11 protein-coding genes are annotated in these 15,984 nt (G+C 69.8%); 7 read left to right on the top strand and 4 right to left on the bottom strand.

Going from position 1 to position 15,984, the window contains the following annotated elements:
• The first annotated feature begins 16 nt into the window (after positions 1–16).
• The 7 genes from BDK89_RS21530 (at position 17) to BDK89_RS01095 (ending at position 11,500) form a co-directional block, all read left to right on the top strand.
• The gene (locus BDK89_RS21530; RefSeq protein ID WP_166657257.1) at positions 17–1,930 is read left to right on the top strand and encodes a hypothetical protein; all 1,914 of its coding nucleotides are present in this window, start codon (positions 17–19) and stop codon (positions 1,928–1,930) included.
• Positions 1,931–2,019: 89 nt separating this feature from the next.
• On the top strand, positions 2,020–2,529 hold the full coding sequence (locus BDK89_RS01120) for a hypothetical protein (protein WP_133867202.1): 510 nt from the start codon (positions 2,020–2,022) through the stop codon (positions 2,527–2,529).
• Position 2,530: 1 nt separating this feature from the next.
• Positions 2,531–6,301, top strand: coding sequence for a hypothetical protein (locus tag BDK89_RS01115; protein ID WP_133867201.1), 3,771 nt, complete (start codon positions 2,531–2,533; stop codon positions 6,299–6,301).
• A 123-nt stretch (positions 6,302–6,424) separates the two neighbouring features.
• Complete coding sequence (locus BDK89_RS01110; RefSeq protein ID WP_133867200.1) at positions 6,425–9,100, top strand: hypothetical protein; 2,676 nt, start codon at positions 6,425–6,427, stop codon at positions 9,098–9,100.
• Between the two features lie 10 nt (positions 9,101–9,110).
• A complete protein-coding gene (locus tag BDK89_RS01105; RefSeq protein WP_133867199.1) occupies positions 9,111–9,623 on the top strand; it encodes a hypothetical protein in 513 nt (170 codons plus the stop codon).
• 110 nt (positions 9,624–9,733) lie between these two features.
• The gene (locus BDK89_RS01100) at positions 9,734–10,645 is read left to right on the top strand and encodes an MBL fold metallo-hydrolase (RefSeq protein ID WP_133867198.1); all 912 of its coding nucleotides are present in this window, start codon (positions 9,734–9,736) and stop codon (positions 10,643–10,645) included.
• A 390-nt stretch (positions 10,646–11,035) separates the two neighbouring features.
• Positions 11,036–11,500 (top strand): pyridoxamine 5'-phosphate oxidase family protein, encoded by a 465-nt coding sequence (locus tag BDK89_RS01095; protein WP_166657293.1) that lies wholly within the window; start codon positions 11,036–11,038, stop codon positions 11,498–11,500.
• Between the two features lie 129 nt (positions 11,501–11,629).
• On the opposite strand, the gene BDK89_RS01090 is transcribed toward BDK89_RS01095, so the two are convergent.
• The 4 genes from BDK89_RS01090 to BDK89_RS01075 form a co-directional block, all read right to left on the bottom strand.
• Positions 11,630–12,493, bottom strand: a complete 864-nt coding sequence (locus BDK89_RS01090) for an LLM class F420-dependent oxidoreductase (protein ID WP_133867196.1) — start codon at positions 12,491–12,493, stop codon at positions 11,630–11,632.
• A gap of 68 nt (positions 12,494–12,561) precedes the next feature.
• A complete protein-coding gene (locus BDK89_RS01085) occupies positions 12,562–14,349 on the bottom strand; it encodes a DUF2207 family protein (protein WP_133867195.1) in 1,788 nt (595 codons plus the stop codon).
• An 18-nt stretch (positions 14,350–14,367) separates the two neighbouring features.
• The gene (locus BDK89_RS01080) at positions 14,368–14,793 is read right to left on the bottom strand and encodes a cupin domain-containing protein (protein WP_243839064.1); all 426 of its coding nucleotides are present in this window, start codon (positions 14,791–14,793) and stop codon (positions 14,368–14,370) included.
• 588 nt (positions 14,794–15,381) lie between these two features.
• Entirely contained in the window at positions 15,382–15,981 is a 600-nt protein-coding gene (locus BDK89_RS01075; RefSeq protein ID WP_133867193.1) for a class I SAM-dependent methyltransferase, read from the bottom strand.
• Between the last annotated feature and the right edge of the window lie 3 nt (positions 15,982–15,984).

The following is a 15,984-nucleotide window of genomic DNA, read 5'->3' as shown; positions in this document are numbered from 1 at the left end:
GCGGGACGATGGCCACATGATGTCGACATCCGCGCCCCGACGGCTCGCCGCCTCGCTCGCAGCCCTCGCCCTGTTCGCCGCGGCGTGCGCAGGCGGCGACGACGAGACGGCGACCACGACCGCATCGACCGATGCGTCGACGACGACCGCCGCATCCACCACCACGACCGAGGCGGCGACCACGACCACGTCGTCGACCTCGACGACCAGCACGACCCTGCCCCTGGTCGAGGTGCTCGCGGCGACCGCCCGCGCCGGCGATCTGGAACTGCACGTCGAGTCGGACCAGGCGTTCATCTGGGCCACGACCGACCGCGACGACATCTGCAGCCCGGCCGAACCGGCGGTGGCCGTGTTCTCCGCCGAACTCGATGGCGTCGACCCGGACGACGTGCTCGGCGTTCGTGCGTTCTTCGAACGGGTCGACCCGGACGCCGACACCTCGACGAGCACGACGACCAGCTCGACGACCACCAGTACGACCACGACGACGGCGGAGGACGATCCCGTCGTGACGACCACGACCGAGCCGGACGGCGACGCCGGTCGGCGTCGCAGCCTCGATTTCGCCGTCGGCGACGACGGGGTGTGGCGGGCGATCGTGGGCCCGATCGAGGCGACGAACCGGCGCGATCGGGCCATGGCCGTCACCGTCGTCGCCCGCACCGTCGACGGCGACGAGGTCGTAGCCGACCTCGGCCTCACCGTTCGAGCACCCGAGCCGTGCGACGGCACGAACGAGAACCGGAGGCGGAGCCTGCCCGGGCCGGTGTCGCTCCAGGTCACCACCAACCCGGCCGACGGCGTGATCGTCGGCAAGGAAGTGGCCGACTGCTTCGATCGTCCGACGCAGGTCGGCATCCGGGTGCAGGCGTCGGGCGCCGTCGTCGGGATGACCGCCACGGGCACGCTGCCCGACGGATCGACCGTGTCGCGCTCGATGCAGGCCCGGGGCGAACGCGACTTCAGTGTGCAGCTCGGACCGTTCGGCTCCCCGCCCGCCGGCGAACAGGTCGTCGTGACGTTCACCGTCACCGCCACCGACGTCTACGGCACAACCGCCATCAAGACCGTGTCGGTGACCCTCGTGCGGCCGTGCGTCGACCCTGCCGACACAGTGCCCACCGACCCGGACGGCTCGATCCCGGACGACACGACGCCCGACGAGCCGACCGATCAGGAGTTCACCGTCACGGCGACGCCGAACCCGCTCGAGATCTGGGCGACCGGTTCGGGCTTCTGCCCGGGCGGCGCCACCACGTTCACCATCGCCGCGACCGCCCCGCAACGGGCGTCGTCGGTGGTCGTCACCGCCCGCACCGCCAACGGCCAACAAGTCGAACGTGCCCTCGGCTACGCGAACGGTGCATGGCGCGGCACGCTCGGCCCGTTCGACGGCTGGGCCGGCATGCCCGACCGATCGACGCTCGGCGTGCAGATCCGAGCCACCGTCGACGGCCAGACACGCACCCTGCAGCAGGAGGGCCGACTCCGCCGCCCGTCCGCGTGCGACCCGGGTGTCACGACGACGACGCAGGCTCCGACCGACACGACGACGACGCAGCCGCCCGCGAACACGACCACGACCCACGCCCCCACGACGACCGCGGCGCCCACCACCACGGCGGCACCGACCACCACGACGACGCAACCGCCCGCCCCGCCGACGATCACGAATGCAGCCGCCAACCCGAATCCGGCCAAGTGCGGGCAGTCGGTGGCGATCGGAGCGCAGACGACGGGCGTCGTCGATCAGGTCGGCGCACAACTCGGCGGCAGCCAGATCGCACTCGGGCGGAGTGGCAGCAACTGGCGGATCGACACGACGGCGCCGGCCAACCCCGGCGACTACGCCATCCAGATCGTCGCCCGCAACTCGGCCACCGGACAGACCGACACCACTCGCATCACACTCCGAGTCGGCTGCTGACCGAGGCGGATCGGGGATCTTCCCGATGTGCCCCGGGCGGTGGTCGTTCACGATCGACACATGAGCCAACCACCCGAAGGACCAGCACGATGACCGACACCGCTCTCCCCACCATGACCCCGCTCGTCGTCCCGAGCGCCCAGTTCTGGACGATCACGCCGTTCACCATGACGGTGCCGGAGACCTGGACCGCGAAGCAGACCGTCGACCACCTGGTGTACGCGACGTCGCCCGACGGCGGATCGACGATCGCCGTGCGGTGGCAGCGAGTGCCCGCCGGGCTCGGCCTCCTGGCCAGCGCCGACGTCCACGTCGCCAACATCCGCCGCGCCGACGGCGACGCCAAGCTGATCGAGGCGAAGCCCGGAAAGCTCAACGGCGTCAAGTCGCTGATGCGCGTCACCGAGTTCTCCACGTCGGAGCGTCCGGTGGCCCAGCTCTACATCGCCCTCCACGGACCGAAGTTCGGCGACGACCAGCCGGTCGAGCTGTTCGAGCTCGTCGCCCATCTCCCCCAGGGCGACCGTGCAGCCTTCCGTGAGGCCCTCGCCATCTGCGCCTCGTTCCAGTTCAGCCTCCAGCGCAGCGAGGAGGCGTGACATGAGCGGGAACACCACGACCGACCGCCTCGCCACCCGTGGCGAGCGCGAGAGCGAGATCGTCTCGCTGATCCAGCAGAGCAGCGGCCCCGAACACGTCGAGGTCGTCGAACCGATCCAGACCACCGAAGCGGGTGAACCCGCCACGTCGCAGTCGGGTGACTCACCCCACATGGCAGACGCGTTCGAGACGGTCATGGCGCAGCCGGCCGGCGACCGGACGCCGGACCAGGTCGCCCAAGTCGAGACCGCCATCCCGGGCGTCTCGCAACCCGAGGCCGACCCGTACCTCACCATCACGATGGAGAACGTGGTCGATCAGCCCGTGGCCGGCGGTGCCCGGGACGCAGTCGGAGCGACGGGCAACAGTGGTCCGGCCGGCTCGCAACCCGAGGCCGACCCGTACCTCACCATCACGATGGAGAATGTCCACGCCGTCGACCAGCCCCGAGCCGCCGGAGCGGGCGCGGCCGTCGCCCGCGAGGCGATGGGTAGCGACGAGGGCGACCGCCAGATCGACACGAGCCGCATGGAGCTCGTCGGCGACGGCACCATGTCCGAGGTCCGCGACAGCGACCTGGCGGTCGACACGGGCGTCGTGCGTGCCGACATGGACGCGATCGCCGAGCGACAGGAGCGCCGGGAGGCGATCGAGGAAGCGCACGCGAACGGCGACGCCTACTACGACGGCACGACGACGGTCGACGGTGTCGAGGTGCAGATCTGGTTGATGCCCGACGGCAGCACCGTCTACTTCGATCCCGAGACCGAGACCGTCGTCGACCTGAAGTGGGAGTCGAAGGACGCCAAGGACGACGCCCGCGACGCAGCGCACGACGCCGGCGACCCGTTCTTCGAGGGCACGACCGAGGTCGACGGCGAGCTCGTCGAGGTCTGGGAGATGCCCGACGGCAGCATCGCCTACGTGGCGGTCGACGATCGTGAGGTCGTCGGGTTCGAGTGGCCCGAGGGTGAAGAACCCGAGTACCAGGGCCAGGTGAGCGTCGACGGTGAGTCGTGCTCGCTGATCGAGCTGCCGAACGGCGACATGGTGATCGTCGACGGTGACGGCGACTTCGTCGGCTACCTCGACGACGTCGAACTCGACACGTACTACGCCCCGGTCCCCCCGCACGGCAACATCGAGGAGGTGTACGCGGTCCCCAAGGGACCCCCGAGCTACGACAGCGTCGTCTACGCCGCCGACAGCGACGAGGTCGTGGTCGGCTCGGACACCGGATCCACCGACCCGGCCGGAATGTTCACGTACTACGCGCCTCCCGGCGAGGATTATGTGCTCGTCATCGACAGCGACGGCAACATCGTCGACGCGTTCGAGTTGCCGCCCGACGAGGAGTGGTCGGTGCTCGGCATCGTGACCTACTACGAGGACGGTTCGGTCACGGTCGACCTGGGCGCCGGTGAGGTCACGGTGGATCTCGGCGCCGACGGCGGCATCTGGTTCTCGAGCGACGGGCTCGGCGAGCTGATCGAGGGCGCCGACTGGGTCGGCTCGGTCGAAGCCGGCGTCGCCTGGGACGAGGAAGGCATCGACGTCGACGTCAATGCCGACGTGGCCGGTGTCGGCGAGCTCGGCTACGGCCTGTCGATCGGCGAGGACGGGTTCGACGTCTACGTCGACGCTTCGCTCGACCTCGAGGTCGGCGGCCAGGGTGTCGCGTTCGACATCCACGGCGAGGCCGGCCTCACCTCGGACGGCACGCTGTACGCCGGCGCCGACGTGGAGATGGACATGACGGTGCCGGCCGGTTTCGACATCGACCTCGACGTCGAGGGCTACGTGGAAGTAGGACCCGACGGCTTCGAGGGCACCTACGGCTGGGACGGCAAGGTCGGCATGCTCGGCGCCTACGTGTCCGGTGGCGAGCAGTACTCGATCGACGTCGACAGCGATGGCGTGACCGCCACCTACGAGTACTACCGCGGCGCCGGCGCCCAAGGTATCGGCGAGGTGCGAGCGGGCGCCGAGGCGCAGGTCCACACCGACGGCACGATCGGCGGCTCGTCGGTGACCGGCGGCATCTACGGTTCGACCAACGACAAGGACGGCGACGAGACCGGCATGACCGGCGTCTACTCGACGCTCGACCAGGACGGCATCTCGAACCCAGAGGTGCGAAACGAACACCTCGACACCGGCGTCACCAAGGAGGACTACGACCGCCACGGCGACCCGGATCTCCCCGAGGACGACGTCGACGGCTCGACCGGCGTCGAGTGGCGCGAGGACGGCACGGCCGGCATCGGTGAAGCACCCGCCGACGAGTCGGACGATGACGAGTCGGACGATGATGACTCGGGCGATGAAGCTGCCGTCGGGATGCATCCGGGCCTGGAGGGTGTCCGGAAGGACTCGGGTGAAGCCCGCATCGGTGACGACGAGCGCGGGCCCACGATCGAAGGTGTCCGAAGGGACTCGGGCGACGACGCCCAGACTGCGTCGATGCCGGCGCCGCCTCCGCCGGCCGAGGAAGACGACGACGGCGACACCGGCGGCGGCGGGCCCGGCTCGGGCAGGCCCAAGATCTGGCAGCGACGAGACGGCGACGCGACCGACCCCGCCGACGAACCGGCACCGGACCCCGAACCCGACCCCGACCCCAACGGGCCACGCCCACCCCTGTTCGGCGTCGACCCCGACGACGAACCCGCACCCGAACCACCCGCCGACGGCCCCACCAACAAGCCGCCGATCTTCACCGAACGCCTCATGGACATCGACGAAGACGGCGACGGACGCCCCGACGGACTCGGACGCGACCCCATCCTCGGCGACGGCGACGGTGACCTCGGCGACATCGCCGACGGACCACCCATCCTCCGCGGCCAAGCCCAAACCGCCTCCAACCCCGCGCCGCCACCGCCGGCCGAGGAAGACGACGACACCGACACCGGCGGCGGCGGGCCCGGCTCGGGCAGGCCCAAGATCTGGCAGCGACGAGACGGCGACGCGACCAACCCCGCCGACGAACCGGCACCGGACCCCGAACCCGACCCCGACCCGAACGGGCCCCGACGCCCCCTGTTCGGCGTCGACCCCGACGACGAGCCCGCACCAGAACCACCCGCCGACGGCCCCACCAACAAGCCGCCGATCTTCACCGAACGCCTCATGGACATCGACGAAGACGGCGACGGACGCCCCGACGGACTCGGACGCGACCCCATCCTCGGCGACGGCGACGGTGGCCTCGGCGACATCGCCGACGGCCCACCCATCCTCCGCGGCCAAGCCCAGACGGCCTCGAACCCGGCACCGCCTCCCCCGTCGGACCCGGTGAACGACGTCGACCCGGTGACGACGGTTGCAACCCCTGACCAGTCGCCCGGTGGCATCGAGCGACCCGACACCGAGCCGGTGACGGCCGACGCCGGCGTCGACCAGGCGCCGAGAGGGATCGATCGTCCCGACATCGCGCCCGACTCGGTCGTGGCGTCGGGCGACAATGCGCCGGCACGCGACGGCCTGCTCGACGACGACATCACGGCGGTCCGAGCGGCGAGCCCGGCTGCGCCGGAACCGCAGGCCGCTGCGACGGTCCAGCCCGTCGAGCCGACACCGACGCCCGAGCCGGTGCTGGAACAGCCGGCCGAACCGATCGTCCAGCCGGCCGAACCGGCGATCGAACCGGTCGTGGTCGACGAGCCGATCATCGAACCGGTGGTCGAGATCGAACCCGAGCCGATCGTTCCCGTCGAGGCCGAAGCCGACCTCGAGCCCGAACCCGACCTGATGGACGAGCAGGCCTGACATGTCCAGCGTGACGAGCCGCCGGGAGTCGCGATCGGGGATCCTCCCGATGCAGCGCCGCCCGGCGGCCGTCACCATGGGCACCATGAACGGCCCGTCCCGCACCGGCACGAGGAGCACACCGTGAGCAACATCGACCCACCCGTCACCGGATCACTCGAGGGGAACGAGGCCACCCAGTACGACGGCCCGGACACGATCGGTACCGACGGTGGCAGCGGCTTCGAACGCGACCCGTTCTCCGGACTCGACAACGACGGTGACGGCGACCCCGAGATCGACGCTCCCGTCCAGACGTGGGAGGACATCCAGGCTCGTGAGCAGGGCCGCCACGAGGTGCGGGCCGAGGAGATCGCCGAGGCGCAAGCCGCTCGCGAAGCGGAGGAAGCCGAGGCGGCTGCCCGAGCGGAGGCCGCTGCGAACGGGGATCCGTACTACCTCGGCTCCGACACCCACGACGGCGAACCGGTCGACATCTACCTGATGCCCGACGGTGCTACCTACATGGTGAATGCCGACGGCGAGGTCGTCGCGGTGGCCTTCCCCGAAGATCCGGTCTACGTCGGACAGGTGTACAGCGACGACGGTGCGCTCGAGGTGTTCGAGCTCTACAACGGGGAGCAGGTCGTCGTGGCCGACGGGGAACTGGTGGGCACGCTCGACGAGGTCGACCATTCGACCTTCACGGTCGGCGGTCCCATGACCGTCGCGATGGGGCTCCCTCCCGACACCGAGGCGTTCGAGGCCTACACCGTCCCGATGGGGCCGCCGACGTACGACACCCAGGTCGTCAACGCCGAGACCGGCGAGGTCGTCTACCAACTGGACACGGGCAACGTCGCACCGTTCCAGCCCGAGGGCGAGGCGCTCGCCACCTACGACCCACCGGGCGCCGACTACACGATGTGGATCGACGACGGTGAGGTCATCAACGTCGTTCCCAACCCGGAAGAGCCGGAGTGGTCGCTACTCGGGATCATCGAGTACTACGAGGACGGCACGGTGTCGGTCGATCTGGCGATCGTCGAGGTCGACGTCGATCTGATCGGACCCGAGAAGGGGATCTCGGCATCGGTCGATCTCGTCTTCATCGAGGTCGGCGCCGGGGTCAACTGGGACAGCGACGGCAACTGGTCGTTCGAGGCCGACGCCGAGATCGACCTCGGCTTCGCCGAGGCCGGCGGCAGTCTCGACGTCGAGTGGGAGGACGGCGAGTTCTCGGCCGACGTGGATGCGTTCGTCGAGATGCAGCTCGGCCTGGTCACGGTGCAGGGCGAGGGCAGCCTCGGGATCGACGTCGGGTCCGACGGCGTCGAGATCACCGCCGACGGCGAGGTCACGCTGAACGCCTTCGGTGCCTACGTCGGTGCGGCCGGTGAGGCGGCGGTCGACGTCGGGCCCGGCGGCTTCGAGATGTCGGGCGAGGCCGGATTCGTCGCCGGCCACGCCTGGGTCGGCGACTGGGGTCTCCACGTCGGCGGCGACTTCCGCACCGACGGTACGGCCGACGGCACCGGAGCCGGCGTCGAACTCGGCGGCACGATGGAGACGCCCGACAGCGGACCGCTCGCCGATCCGTGGTCGTCGTCGATGGAGATCGGCGTGCGCGCCGACACCGATGAGGGCGTCGGCACCTACGGCGAGTACCACCACGAGGAGCGCACCGAACCGGAGTCGCAGCTCGACCTGAGCTGGCACGACGACATGGGTGTCGGTGACGAGATCGACACGCCCGACGACTCCTCTGTCGACGAGAGCGACGACGTTCGGCGCCGCGATCTGGCCGACGAGACCCGCATGCGAGAACGCCGGCTCCGCACCGACGACGACACCGCGGACGCAACGACCGCCGACCTCCCGGGTCGGGTGTCGGAGGAAGCGACGAGGGCCAGCGACCTCCCGACCCACGCGGCCGACGACACGACAACCGGCAACTTCCCGGGTCGGGTGTCGGAGGGAACGGCGAGGCCCGGCCGAGACGTTTCCGGAGATCACCCGACCCGACCCGACCCCGCTCCCACCGACCCGTTCGACGACATCGTCACGTCGACCGGCCGAATGGTCGACGAGAGCGCCGACACGACCTTCGATGAGCCGGCGGTCGTGTTCGAGGGCAACGACGAGCCGCTCGCCACCGACCGCCGCATCCGACCCGATGAACCGACGCACGACGGGACGGCCGACGCTGACCGGGCTGCACCGCTGCGTGAAGCCGAACCCGTGCGAAACCTGGCCACCGAGCAACCCGACCCGACCGACGAGCCACTCGACCACCCCATCCGACCCGACGACCGAGCACACGACCGAGCGATCGACGAAGACAACGGCGAACGGCTGCACGACCAACCGGTGCACGACCCCGCTGCCGATCGCCCTGCCCTCACCGACGACCTGCTCGACGACCCGATCACCCGAACGCCGACACCGGCCCCCGAACCCGAGACCGAACCCGCGACCGATCCAGCGCTGGCGCAGCCGACTCGCACCGGCACCGAGCCGGCAGGGCCGGCCGCCACTCCCACACCGACGCCGGAACCCGGACCTGCCCCCGAGCAACCTGCCAGGACCAAGGGTGCCGAACCGGTCGCACCGGCGGTAGCGCCGACACCCGAACCGACGCCGGTCGTGGAACCCGCACCGGAACCGCTGCCCGAACCGACGCCGGTCGTGGAAGCCGCTCCCGAGCCGATGCCCGAACCGATCCCCGAACCGCAGCTCGAGGTCGAGGCGCCGGCACCCCTGCCGGAACCCGAACCGCTGCCGATCGACGAACCGACGACCGACGACCTGCTCGACTGAAGGAGCCGCCATGTCGCAACGCCACGCCGTCCCGAGCGAGGACTTCTGGACCATCACCCCGTTCTCGTTCGAGACGCCCGACCGATGGTCGGCTCGCCAGACCGCCACCCATCTCGCCTACCTGACCGTCGACGACGAGGAAGGCACGAACTGCGGGATTATGTGGAAACGAGTATCGGCCCAGTTCGATCTCGACCTCGTCACCCGCGCCGCGATCGGCGCCCTGAAGGCGACCGACCCCGACGCCAAGGTCGGCGTGTCCCGCAAGGGGCTGTTGCACGGCCGCCCGTCGTATCTCCGGGTGGCCGAGATCACCGTCGGCGACGGCGACGACGCCCGCCGCAAGGGTCAGCTGTACACCGCGTTCTTCGGTCCGCGTTTCGGTGAGGATCGGCCGGTCGAGCTGTTCGAGATCATCGGCCACTTCGAGGTCGAGCACGAACACCGCCTTCAGGAGATCCGCGACATCATCGCCTCGTTCCGGTTCGACCTCCGCCCCCGCTCCGCCGTCGAATCCGCGTAGCCGGTCACCCCTACGGACGGGTTCAGTCCTTGCCCGTGATCACTCGACCGTCGGAGTCGCTCGCCTGGTCCGACGACGTGCGTGCCACGCTCGGCTGACACAATCGGCGCATGGCGAGTGTGGTGGATTGGGCCGATCGAGAACTCCGACTGACCGAGCACGTCTCGGTCCTGGTCGGGGCCGAGAATGGCAAGTACCCGTCGGGCAACTCGCTGCTGGTGCGGGGCGCCGGCGAGGCCGTCATCATCGATCCGTCGGTCGACGTCGTGTCGATGGGCGGCGCCCCGGCACCGATCGATGCGGTCATCAACTCGCACAGCCACGAAGACCACATGCCGGGCAACGGCCTGTTCACCGACGCGCGGGTCCACATCCACGACGACGACCTGCCGGGCGCTCGCAGCATCGACGGGCTGATGGAGGTGTACGGACTCACCGGCGAGACCCGGGAGCAGTTCGCCGCCGAGGTGATCGAGCATTTCAACTACACGCCGCGACCCGATGCCGAGGGGTTCACCGACGGCCACGTGTGGGATCTCGGGACGGTGCACGTCGAGGCGCAGCACCTGCCCGGCCACACCCGTGGCCACTCCGGATTCCGGATCAGTGACGGCGTGTTCTTCCTCTCCGACATCGACCTGACCGGCTTCGGCCCGTACTACGGCGACGTGTGGAGCGACCTCGACCAGTTCGACGAGTCGCTCGCCGCCGTGCGTGACGAGGAGGCCGAGTACTACGTGACGTTCCACCACAAGGGCGTCATCGAGGGTCGGGAGCGTTTTCTCGAGCTGCTCGACTCGTTCCACGCCGTCATCCCCCGTCGACACGAGGCGATGCTGGAGTTCCTGCGCGAGCCGCGCACCCTCGACGACATGGTGGCGCATCGGTTCGTGTACCGGCCCCACGTCGACCACACCTTCGCCGACAGCGTCGAACGTCGCTGCGCGAGCCTCCACGTCCAACGCATGCTCGAACGAGGCGAAGCCACCGAGATCGCCCCGGGCACGTACCGCGCCGCCTGACGACAGCAGCGTCGTCCGGCACCCAGGCCGTCGCCCGGCCCGTCGGGATGCTCGGCGTCAGTGGTACGGAAACCCGGACGACAGCCACCGAGAACCCACCACCCGAGAACGCGCCCGCACTTCTCGGGGCCTCTGGTACGGGACACCGGACAACAGCCACCGAGAAGCGATGGGACGGCCCCGAGAGCGCGCCGACGGTTCTCGGCGCCTCCCGTGCGGAAACCCGGACGACAGCCACCAAGAACCGCACCCGAGAACGCGCCCGCACTTCTCGGGGCCTCTGGTACGGGATCCCGGACGACAGTCACCGAGAAGTGGTGGGACGGCTCGCGGCTGATCGACGGGGAGACATGGGGTTGCGGCGTCGTGATGGCGGGTACCGAAGCGGGCATGGACGACGAACTGACGTTGGAGCAGGTGCGAGAGCGCGTCGAGGACGTGCGGGTCGCGATGGTGACCACGGTCGAGGAGGACGGGGCACTCAGCTCACGCCCGCTCACCGTGCAGCAGATCACCGACGACGGCGGGGTCGACTTCCTCGTGACCCGCGACGCAGGCTGGCGCGCCGACGGTCAGCGGGTCGACGTCGCGCTCGTCGACGAGGGCACGACCTGGGTGTCGGTGTCGGGGACAGCGCACTACGTCGACGATCCCACCGCCGTCGACGAACTGTGGGACGACGTCTCGAAACAGTTCTTCGACGACAAGGCCGACGCGATCGTGATGCGGGTCAGCAGCGAGAGCTGGTCGTACTGGGCGGCGCCGAACCGGCTCGCCCAGATCTTCGAGATGGCCAAGGCTTTCGTCACCGACGACACCCCCGACCTCGGCACCAAGGGCGAGATCGCCACCTGACGCCGCCCCCACCCCGGACCCCAAGGCGATTAAATCCACCAGGAGTCCACCGGTGGACGCACAGGCGATTTAATCGACCAGGCGTCCGCTGGCCGGACTGCGATGGCAGTCGGCGGTGGCCGCTCGTGGTCAGTCGGCGATGGCGGCCTGGTATTCGGCGATGCGGGCGAGGTGGCCGTCGACATCGGTGTCGCCGGCGTTGTGGGTGGCGATGGCGATGTGGGTCGCGCCCAGATCGGCCCACTTCTGGGCGTGGCCGCGCCAGCGGTCGGGGTCACCGCCGGCGTACTGGGCCTGGGCGCGGATCTCGAACCCGTCCCACGACTTGCCGGCTGCCTCTCGGGCCTGCTTCATCTCGGCGATGCGGGCCGCCGACTTGTCGTTCGGCGTGCCGAGCGGGAACCAGCCGTCGCCGAGCCGGGCCGCCCGATCGAGCAGTGCCGGCGCCGAGCCGCCGAACAGGATCGGGATCGACTGCGACGGACGCGGCGCGATGCAGGCGTGTTCGAAGTGGTGGTACTCGCCGTCGTAGCTGAACACGTCTTCGGTCCAGAGCCGACGCATGAGGTCGACCTGTTCTTCCTGCCGCTTGCCGCGGTTGCCGAACTCCTCGTTCAAGGCGTCGTACTCGACGTCGTTCCAGCCCACGCCGATCCCCATCACGAACCGGTTGTCGGACAGGATCGCCACCTCGGCGGCCTGCTTCGCCGCGAGCACCGTCTGGCGCTGCGGCAGGATGATGATCGCCGAGGCGAACTCGATCGTGGTGGTGCACGCCGCCATGAAGCCGAACAGCACGAACGGCTCGTGGAACTGGGTGTTCGAGTCGTACGGGCCCTCGAAGCCGCCGGGCCGGTTGCGATCGACACCGACGACGTGGTCGTACGCGAGCAGGTGGGTCATGCCCAACTCCTCGGCGCCCTGGGCGAACGCCCGGATCGCCCCGGGATCGCTCCCGATCTCGTGGTGTGGCAGGACGCAACCGATCTCCATGGACGTGTTCGTATCAGGAGCGGCGGCGGTCCGACGAACGGGGTCCCCGTCGTCCGGCAACCATGCGGTCACCAGCTGCCGCGAGAGCCGCCTCCTCCGCCACCGCCGACGCTGCCGCCTCGGAAGCCGCCGCTCCCGCCGCTGCTCGACGACGGCTTGGTGTACGACGACTGCACCGACGACATGCGGTTGGCGATGATGATCGGCGTGGCACTCATCCGGGCGGGTGGCGGTACGTTCGCCCGCTCGAGCGCCCGCGACCAGGCGTCGGCCTCGCCGAGCGCGACCGCCCACCCGGAGTACTCGCGCAGCACCCCGTGCTCCCACGCCCATTCCACGTGGTGGCCCTCGCTCTCGTGCAGGAACCGTCGGAACGACTCGGTGCGGAGCGCGAGCGCCGACCCGACGGCGCTGCGAGCGGGCAGGAGCACCCGGTACATGAAGTACGCCACGATCGTCGGGAACACGAGCCCGACGATCAGCGCCATCACCGGGTTCTGGAACCAGCCGATCACGGCGGTGAAGATCGACCCCGACCAGATCATGATGAAGACGAACACCATGATCAGACCGAACGGCGAGCCGCTGCTGCCGCCGGTGCCGAGGCCGCTGCCGGGCGGCAGGTGCTTCCACCAGCCGCTCTGCGCCAACTGCTGTTTCTGGTGCGCTCCGATCGCCGACCAGGCAGCGGCGAACTTCGAGTTGAACTTGCCGGTCGTGTACTGCTGGCCGCCCTGGAGGAGGGCGTCGAGGAGTCGTTCGTCGTCCGGGCTCAACAGCTCGCGTTTCGGTCCGCTCTTGATGATCATGTTCTTGCCGTCGTCGACGATCTCGATCGCCTCCATGCCGGCGAGTCCGGAGAGCCACGCCTCGATGGTGCCGGAGTCGGCGTGCTCGTCGAGGAGCACTCGGCCTTGCCACGGCGCCAGTCCCTTCGGTGGGACGAACTCGATCGTGGCGAGGTCGGCCATACGGGCGTCGGTGATCAGTTCGGTCGAGGTGGTGCCACCCGCCATCGCTGCCGAACCGGGCGGCGGCATCTTCCCGTACGCCGCTTCGGCCGCTCCGCCGGCGAACACCTCGTTGCGCCCCTTGCGGCGGGCCCACAGGAAGGTGCCGCCACCGCCGATGACGCCGAGCGCGAGCACGGCGAGCGTGAGCACACCGGTGTAGGTGGTGCGCCGTTCCGGCAGCGGCGGCGGCTCGACCGACACGACATCCGCCGATCCGAGGATGTCACCTTCGACGGTGACGCCCTGGTTCTCGCCGACTCCGTCGACGGTCCACCGGTAGAAACCGTCCTCCGACTCGACGAGCTCGCACTGGTTGCTCGAGCCGGCGGCGCCGACGAAGCAGAGCGGATCGCCGAGCACCCAGCCGGTCACGACGAGTTCGAACTCGTCGATCTCGGCGCCGTCGTCGCCGAGCACGTCGAGCGACAGGATGCCGGTGTCGAGCTTCGCCTCGGGCAGCGTGTAGGCGAGGGTGTACCGGTGCTGGCCGGTGATGAAGGTGTTGACCTCGCCGATGCGGATGCGGGTGTCGATGCCGAAGTCGGTCGCGGTGACGGCATCGGGTGCGTCGGGTGACTCGGCCGTGATGTCGACGGGTTCGCCGAAGTCGTTCGGGATGTAGGTCTCGTGGCCGCGCCGGTCGTTCGAACCGAAGTCCTGGTCGATCACGTGCGTGAGGCGGACCCCGTCGGCGCCGGCCGGTTCGACGACCGACTGCCACTGGTCGTACTTCTCCGGAGCGCCGCCGCCGATGATCCCGGTCGCCGTCAGGACGGTCGTGCCGACGACGGCGACACCGACCGACAGGTGCCGCAGCGGTGAGATCTTGCCGATCATGCCCATGCCGTTCTACTCCTCCGCTCAGCCCGAACCCGGGTTGGGCTGGCCGTACTCCCAGCCCGGCGGGGCCAGCTCGAACCCGTCGAAATCGAACCCGGGGGCGACGACACAGGAGACGAGCGTCCACTCGCCCGTGGTCTCGGCGGCCTGCCACGAGTCGGCCGGGACGACCGCGTGCGGGCGTTCGCCGGCGAGCAGATCGGCGCCGAGGGACACCTCCCAGTCGTCGATTCGGAGCCGGAGCGGGGCGCCGGCGTGCCAGCACCACGTCTCGGCGGCGTCGACCCGGTGCCAGTGCGATCGTTCTCCCTCGCGGAGCATGAAATAGATGAGGGTCGCCGTCGCCCGGCCGCCCTCCCCTGCCGGGCCACGCCACGTCTCGGTGTAGTGCCCGCCCTCGGGGTGTGGCTCCAACCGCAACAACTCGATGATCTCCTCCGCCGTCACACCCCCATGTTCGCAGGCCGAGCCCGACCGTTCCCGACGATTCCGTTCCACGGCGTCGCATTCGTCCTCCACGGTGGCTCCCGGCGTCTCGGAAGCTGCCCGCATCCCGGTGGACCTGGTCCACGGTGCTGGACTCACCTCACCGAGAACCGAGGCCCCGGACCAGCTCCACGCTTCTCGGTGAACCTGGTTCACGATGCCGGACTCACCTCACCGAGAACTCAGACCCAGGCCCGCTCGACCCTTCTCGGCGGCGCTCGTCCGAGATCCCGGACTCACGCCACCGAGAACCCAGATCCACGCCCCCATCGATCTCGGTGAACCTGGTCCACGATGCCGGACTCACCTCACCGAGAACTGAGACCCAGGCCCGCTCGACCCTTCTCGGCGGCGCTCGTCCGAGATCCCGGACTCACGCCACCGAGGACCCAGATCCACGCCCCCATCGATCTCGGTGAACCTGGTCCACGATGCCGGACTCACCTCACCGAGAACTGAGACCCAGGCCCGCTCGACCCTTGTCGGCGGACCTCGTCCGAGAACCCGGACTCACGCCGCCGAGAACGCTCCGGGCTGCCGGGGTCGGGGTCAGGGTCGGTGGGCGACGACGAGGGTGTCTTTGGCGACTCGTGGGCCGTCGTCGGTCTGGACGTGGCGGTCGGCGGTGTCGGCTCGGTCGACGGTGAGGGTGCCACCGATCGCGGCGACGACCTGGTCGGGGGTCGTGAGCACCTCGGCCTTGGGCGGGCCGCCGTAGCCGTGCTCGAGGTTGTCGACGTCGTGATTCACCAGCACGAGGTGGCCACCAGGCGCCACCGCCGCGGCAGCACGTTCGAGGATCGGGGCGAGCTGATCGCCCGGCAGCTGCAAGTAGGCGATGACGACGAGGTCGTAACCGCCCGGTGTCGGCACGTAGGCCGCGAGGTCGGCGACCTCGGCCGTGATGGGGATGCCGCGTCGCTCGGCGATCGCTCGCGCCTTGTCGATCGCGACGGCCGAGAAGTCGACTGCGGTCGAGTCCCACCCCTGCTCGGCGAGCCACAGCGCGTTGCGTCCTTCACCCGCGGCGAGGTCGATCGACCGCCCCGGTTCGAAGCCGGAACAGATCTCCTCGACGAAGCCGTTCGGCCCCGCCGACCACATCAGCTCGGTGTCGCGGTAGCGCTCGTCCCAGGTGCTGGCGTCCATGAC

Origin of the sequence: Ilumatobacter fluminis (genome assembly GCF_004364865.1) — a bacterium.
Classification (GTDB): Bacteria; Actinomycetota; Acidimicrobiia; order Acidimicrobiales; family Ilumatobacteraceae; genus Ilumatobacter; species Ilumatobacter fluminis.
Note: the sequence above shows the minus strand (reverse complement) of the source record. Positions and strands in the feature narration are given on the sequence as shown.

Bases quoted from the DNA above. Each gene is read 5' to 3' on its own strand.
- BDK89_RS21530 (WP_166657257.1), top strand. From the start codon at position 17: ATGATGTCGACATCCGCGCCCCGACGGCTCGCCGCCTCGCTCGCAGCC.
- BDK89_RS01120 (WP_133867202.1), top strand. From the start codon at position 2,020: ATGACCGACACCGCTCTCCCCACCATGACCCCGCTCGTCGTCCCGAGC.
- BDK89_RS01115 (WP_133867201.1), top strand. From the start codon at position 2,531: ATGAGCGGGAACACCACGACCGACCGCCTCGCCACCCGTGGCGAGCGC.
- BDK89_RS01105 (WP_133867199.1), top strand. From the start codon at position 9,111: ATGTCGCAACGCCACGCCGTCCCGAGCGAGGACTTCTGGACCATCACC.
- BDK89_RS01100 (WP_133867198.1), top strand. From the start codon at position 9,734: ATGGCGAGTGTGGTGGATTGGGCCGATCGAGAACTCCGACTGACCGAG.
- BDK89_RS01095 (WP_166657293.1), top strand. From the start codon at position 11,036: ATGGACGACGAACTGACGTTGGAGCAGGTGCGAGAGCGCGTCGAGGAC.
- BDK89_RS01090 (WP_133867196.1), bottom strand. From the start codon at position 12,493: ATGGAGATCGGTTGCGTCCTGCCACACCACGAGATCGGGAGCGATCCC.
- BDK89_RS01085 (WP_133867195.1), bottom strand. From the start codon at position 14,349: ATGGGCATGATCGGCAAGATCTCACCGCTGCGGCACCTGTCGGTCGGT.
- BDK89_RS01075 (WP_133867193.1), bottom strand. From the start codon at position 15,981: ATGGACGCCAGCACCTGGGACGAGCGCTACCGCGACACCGAGCTGATG.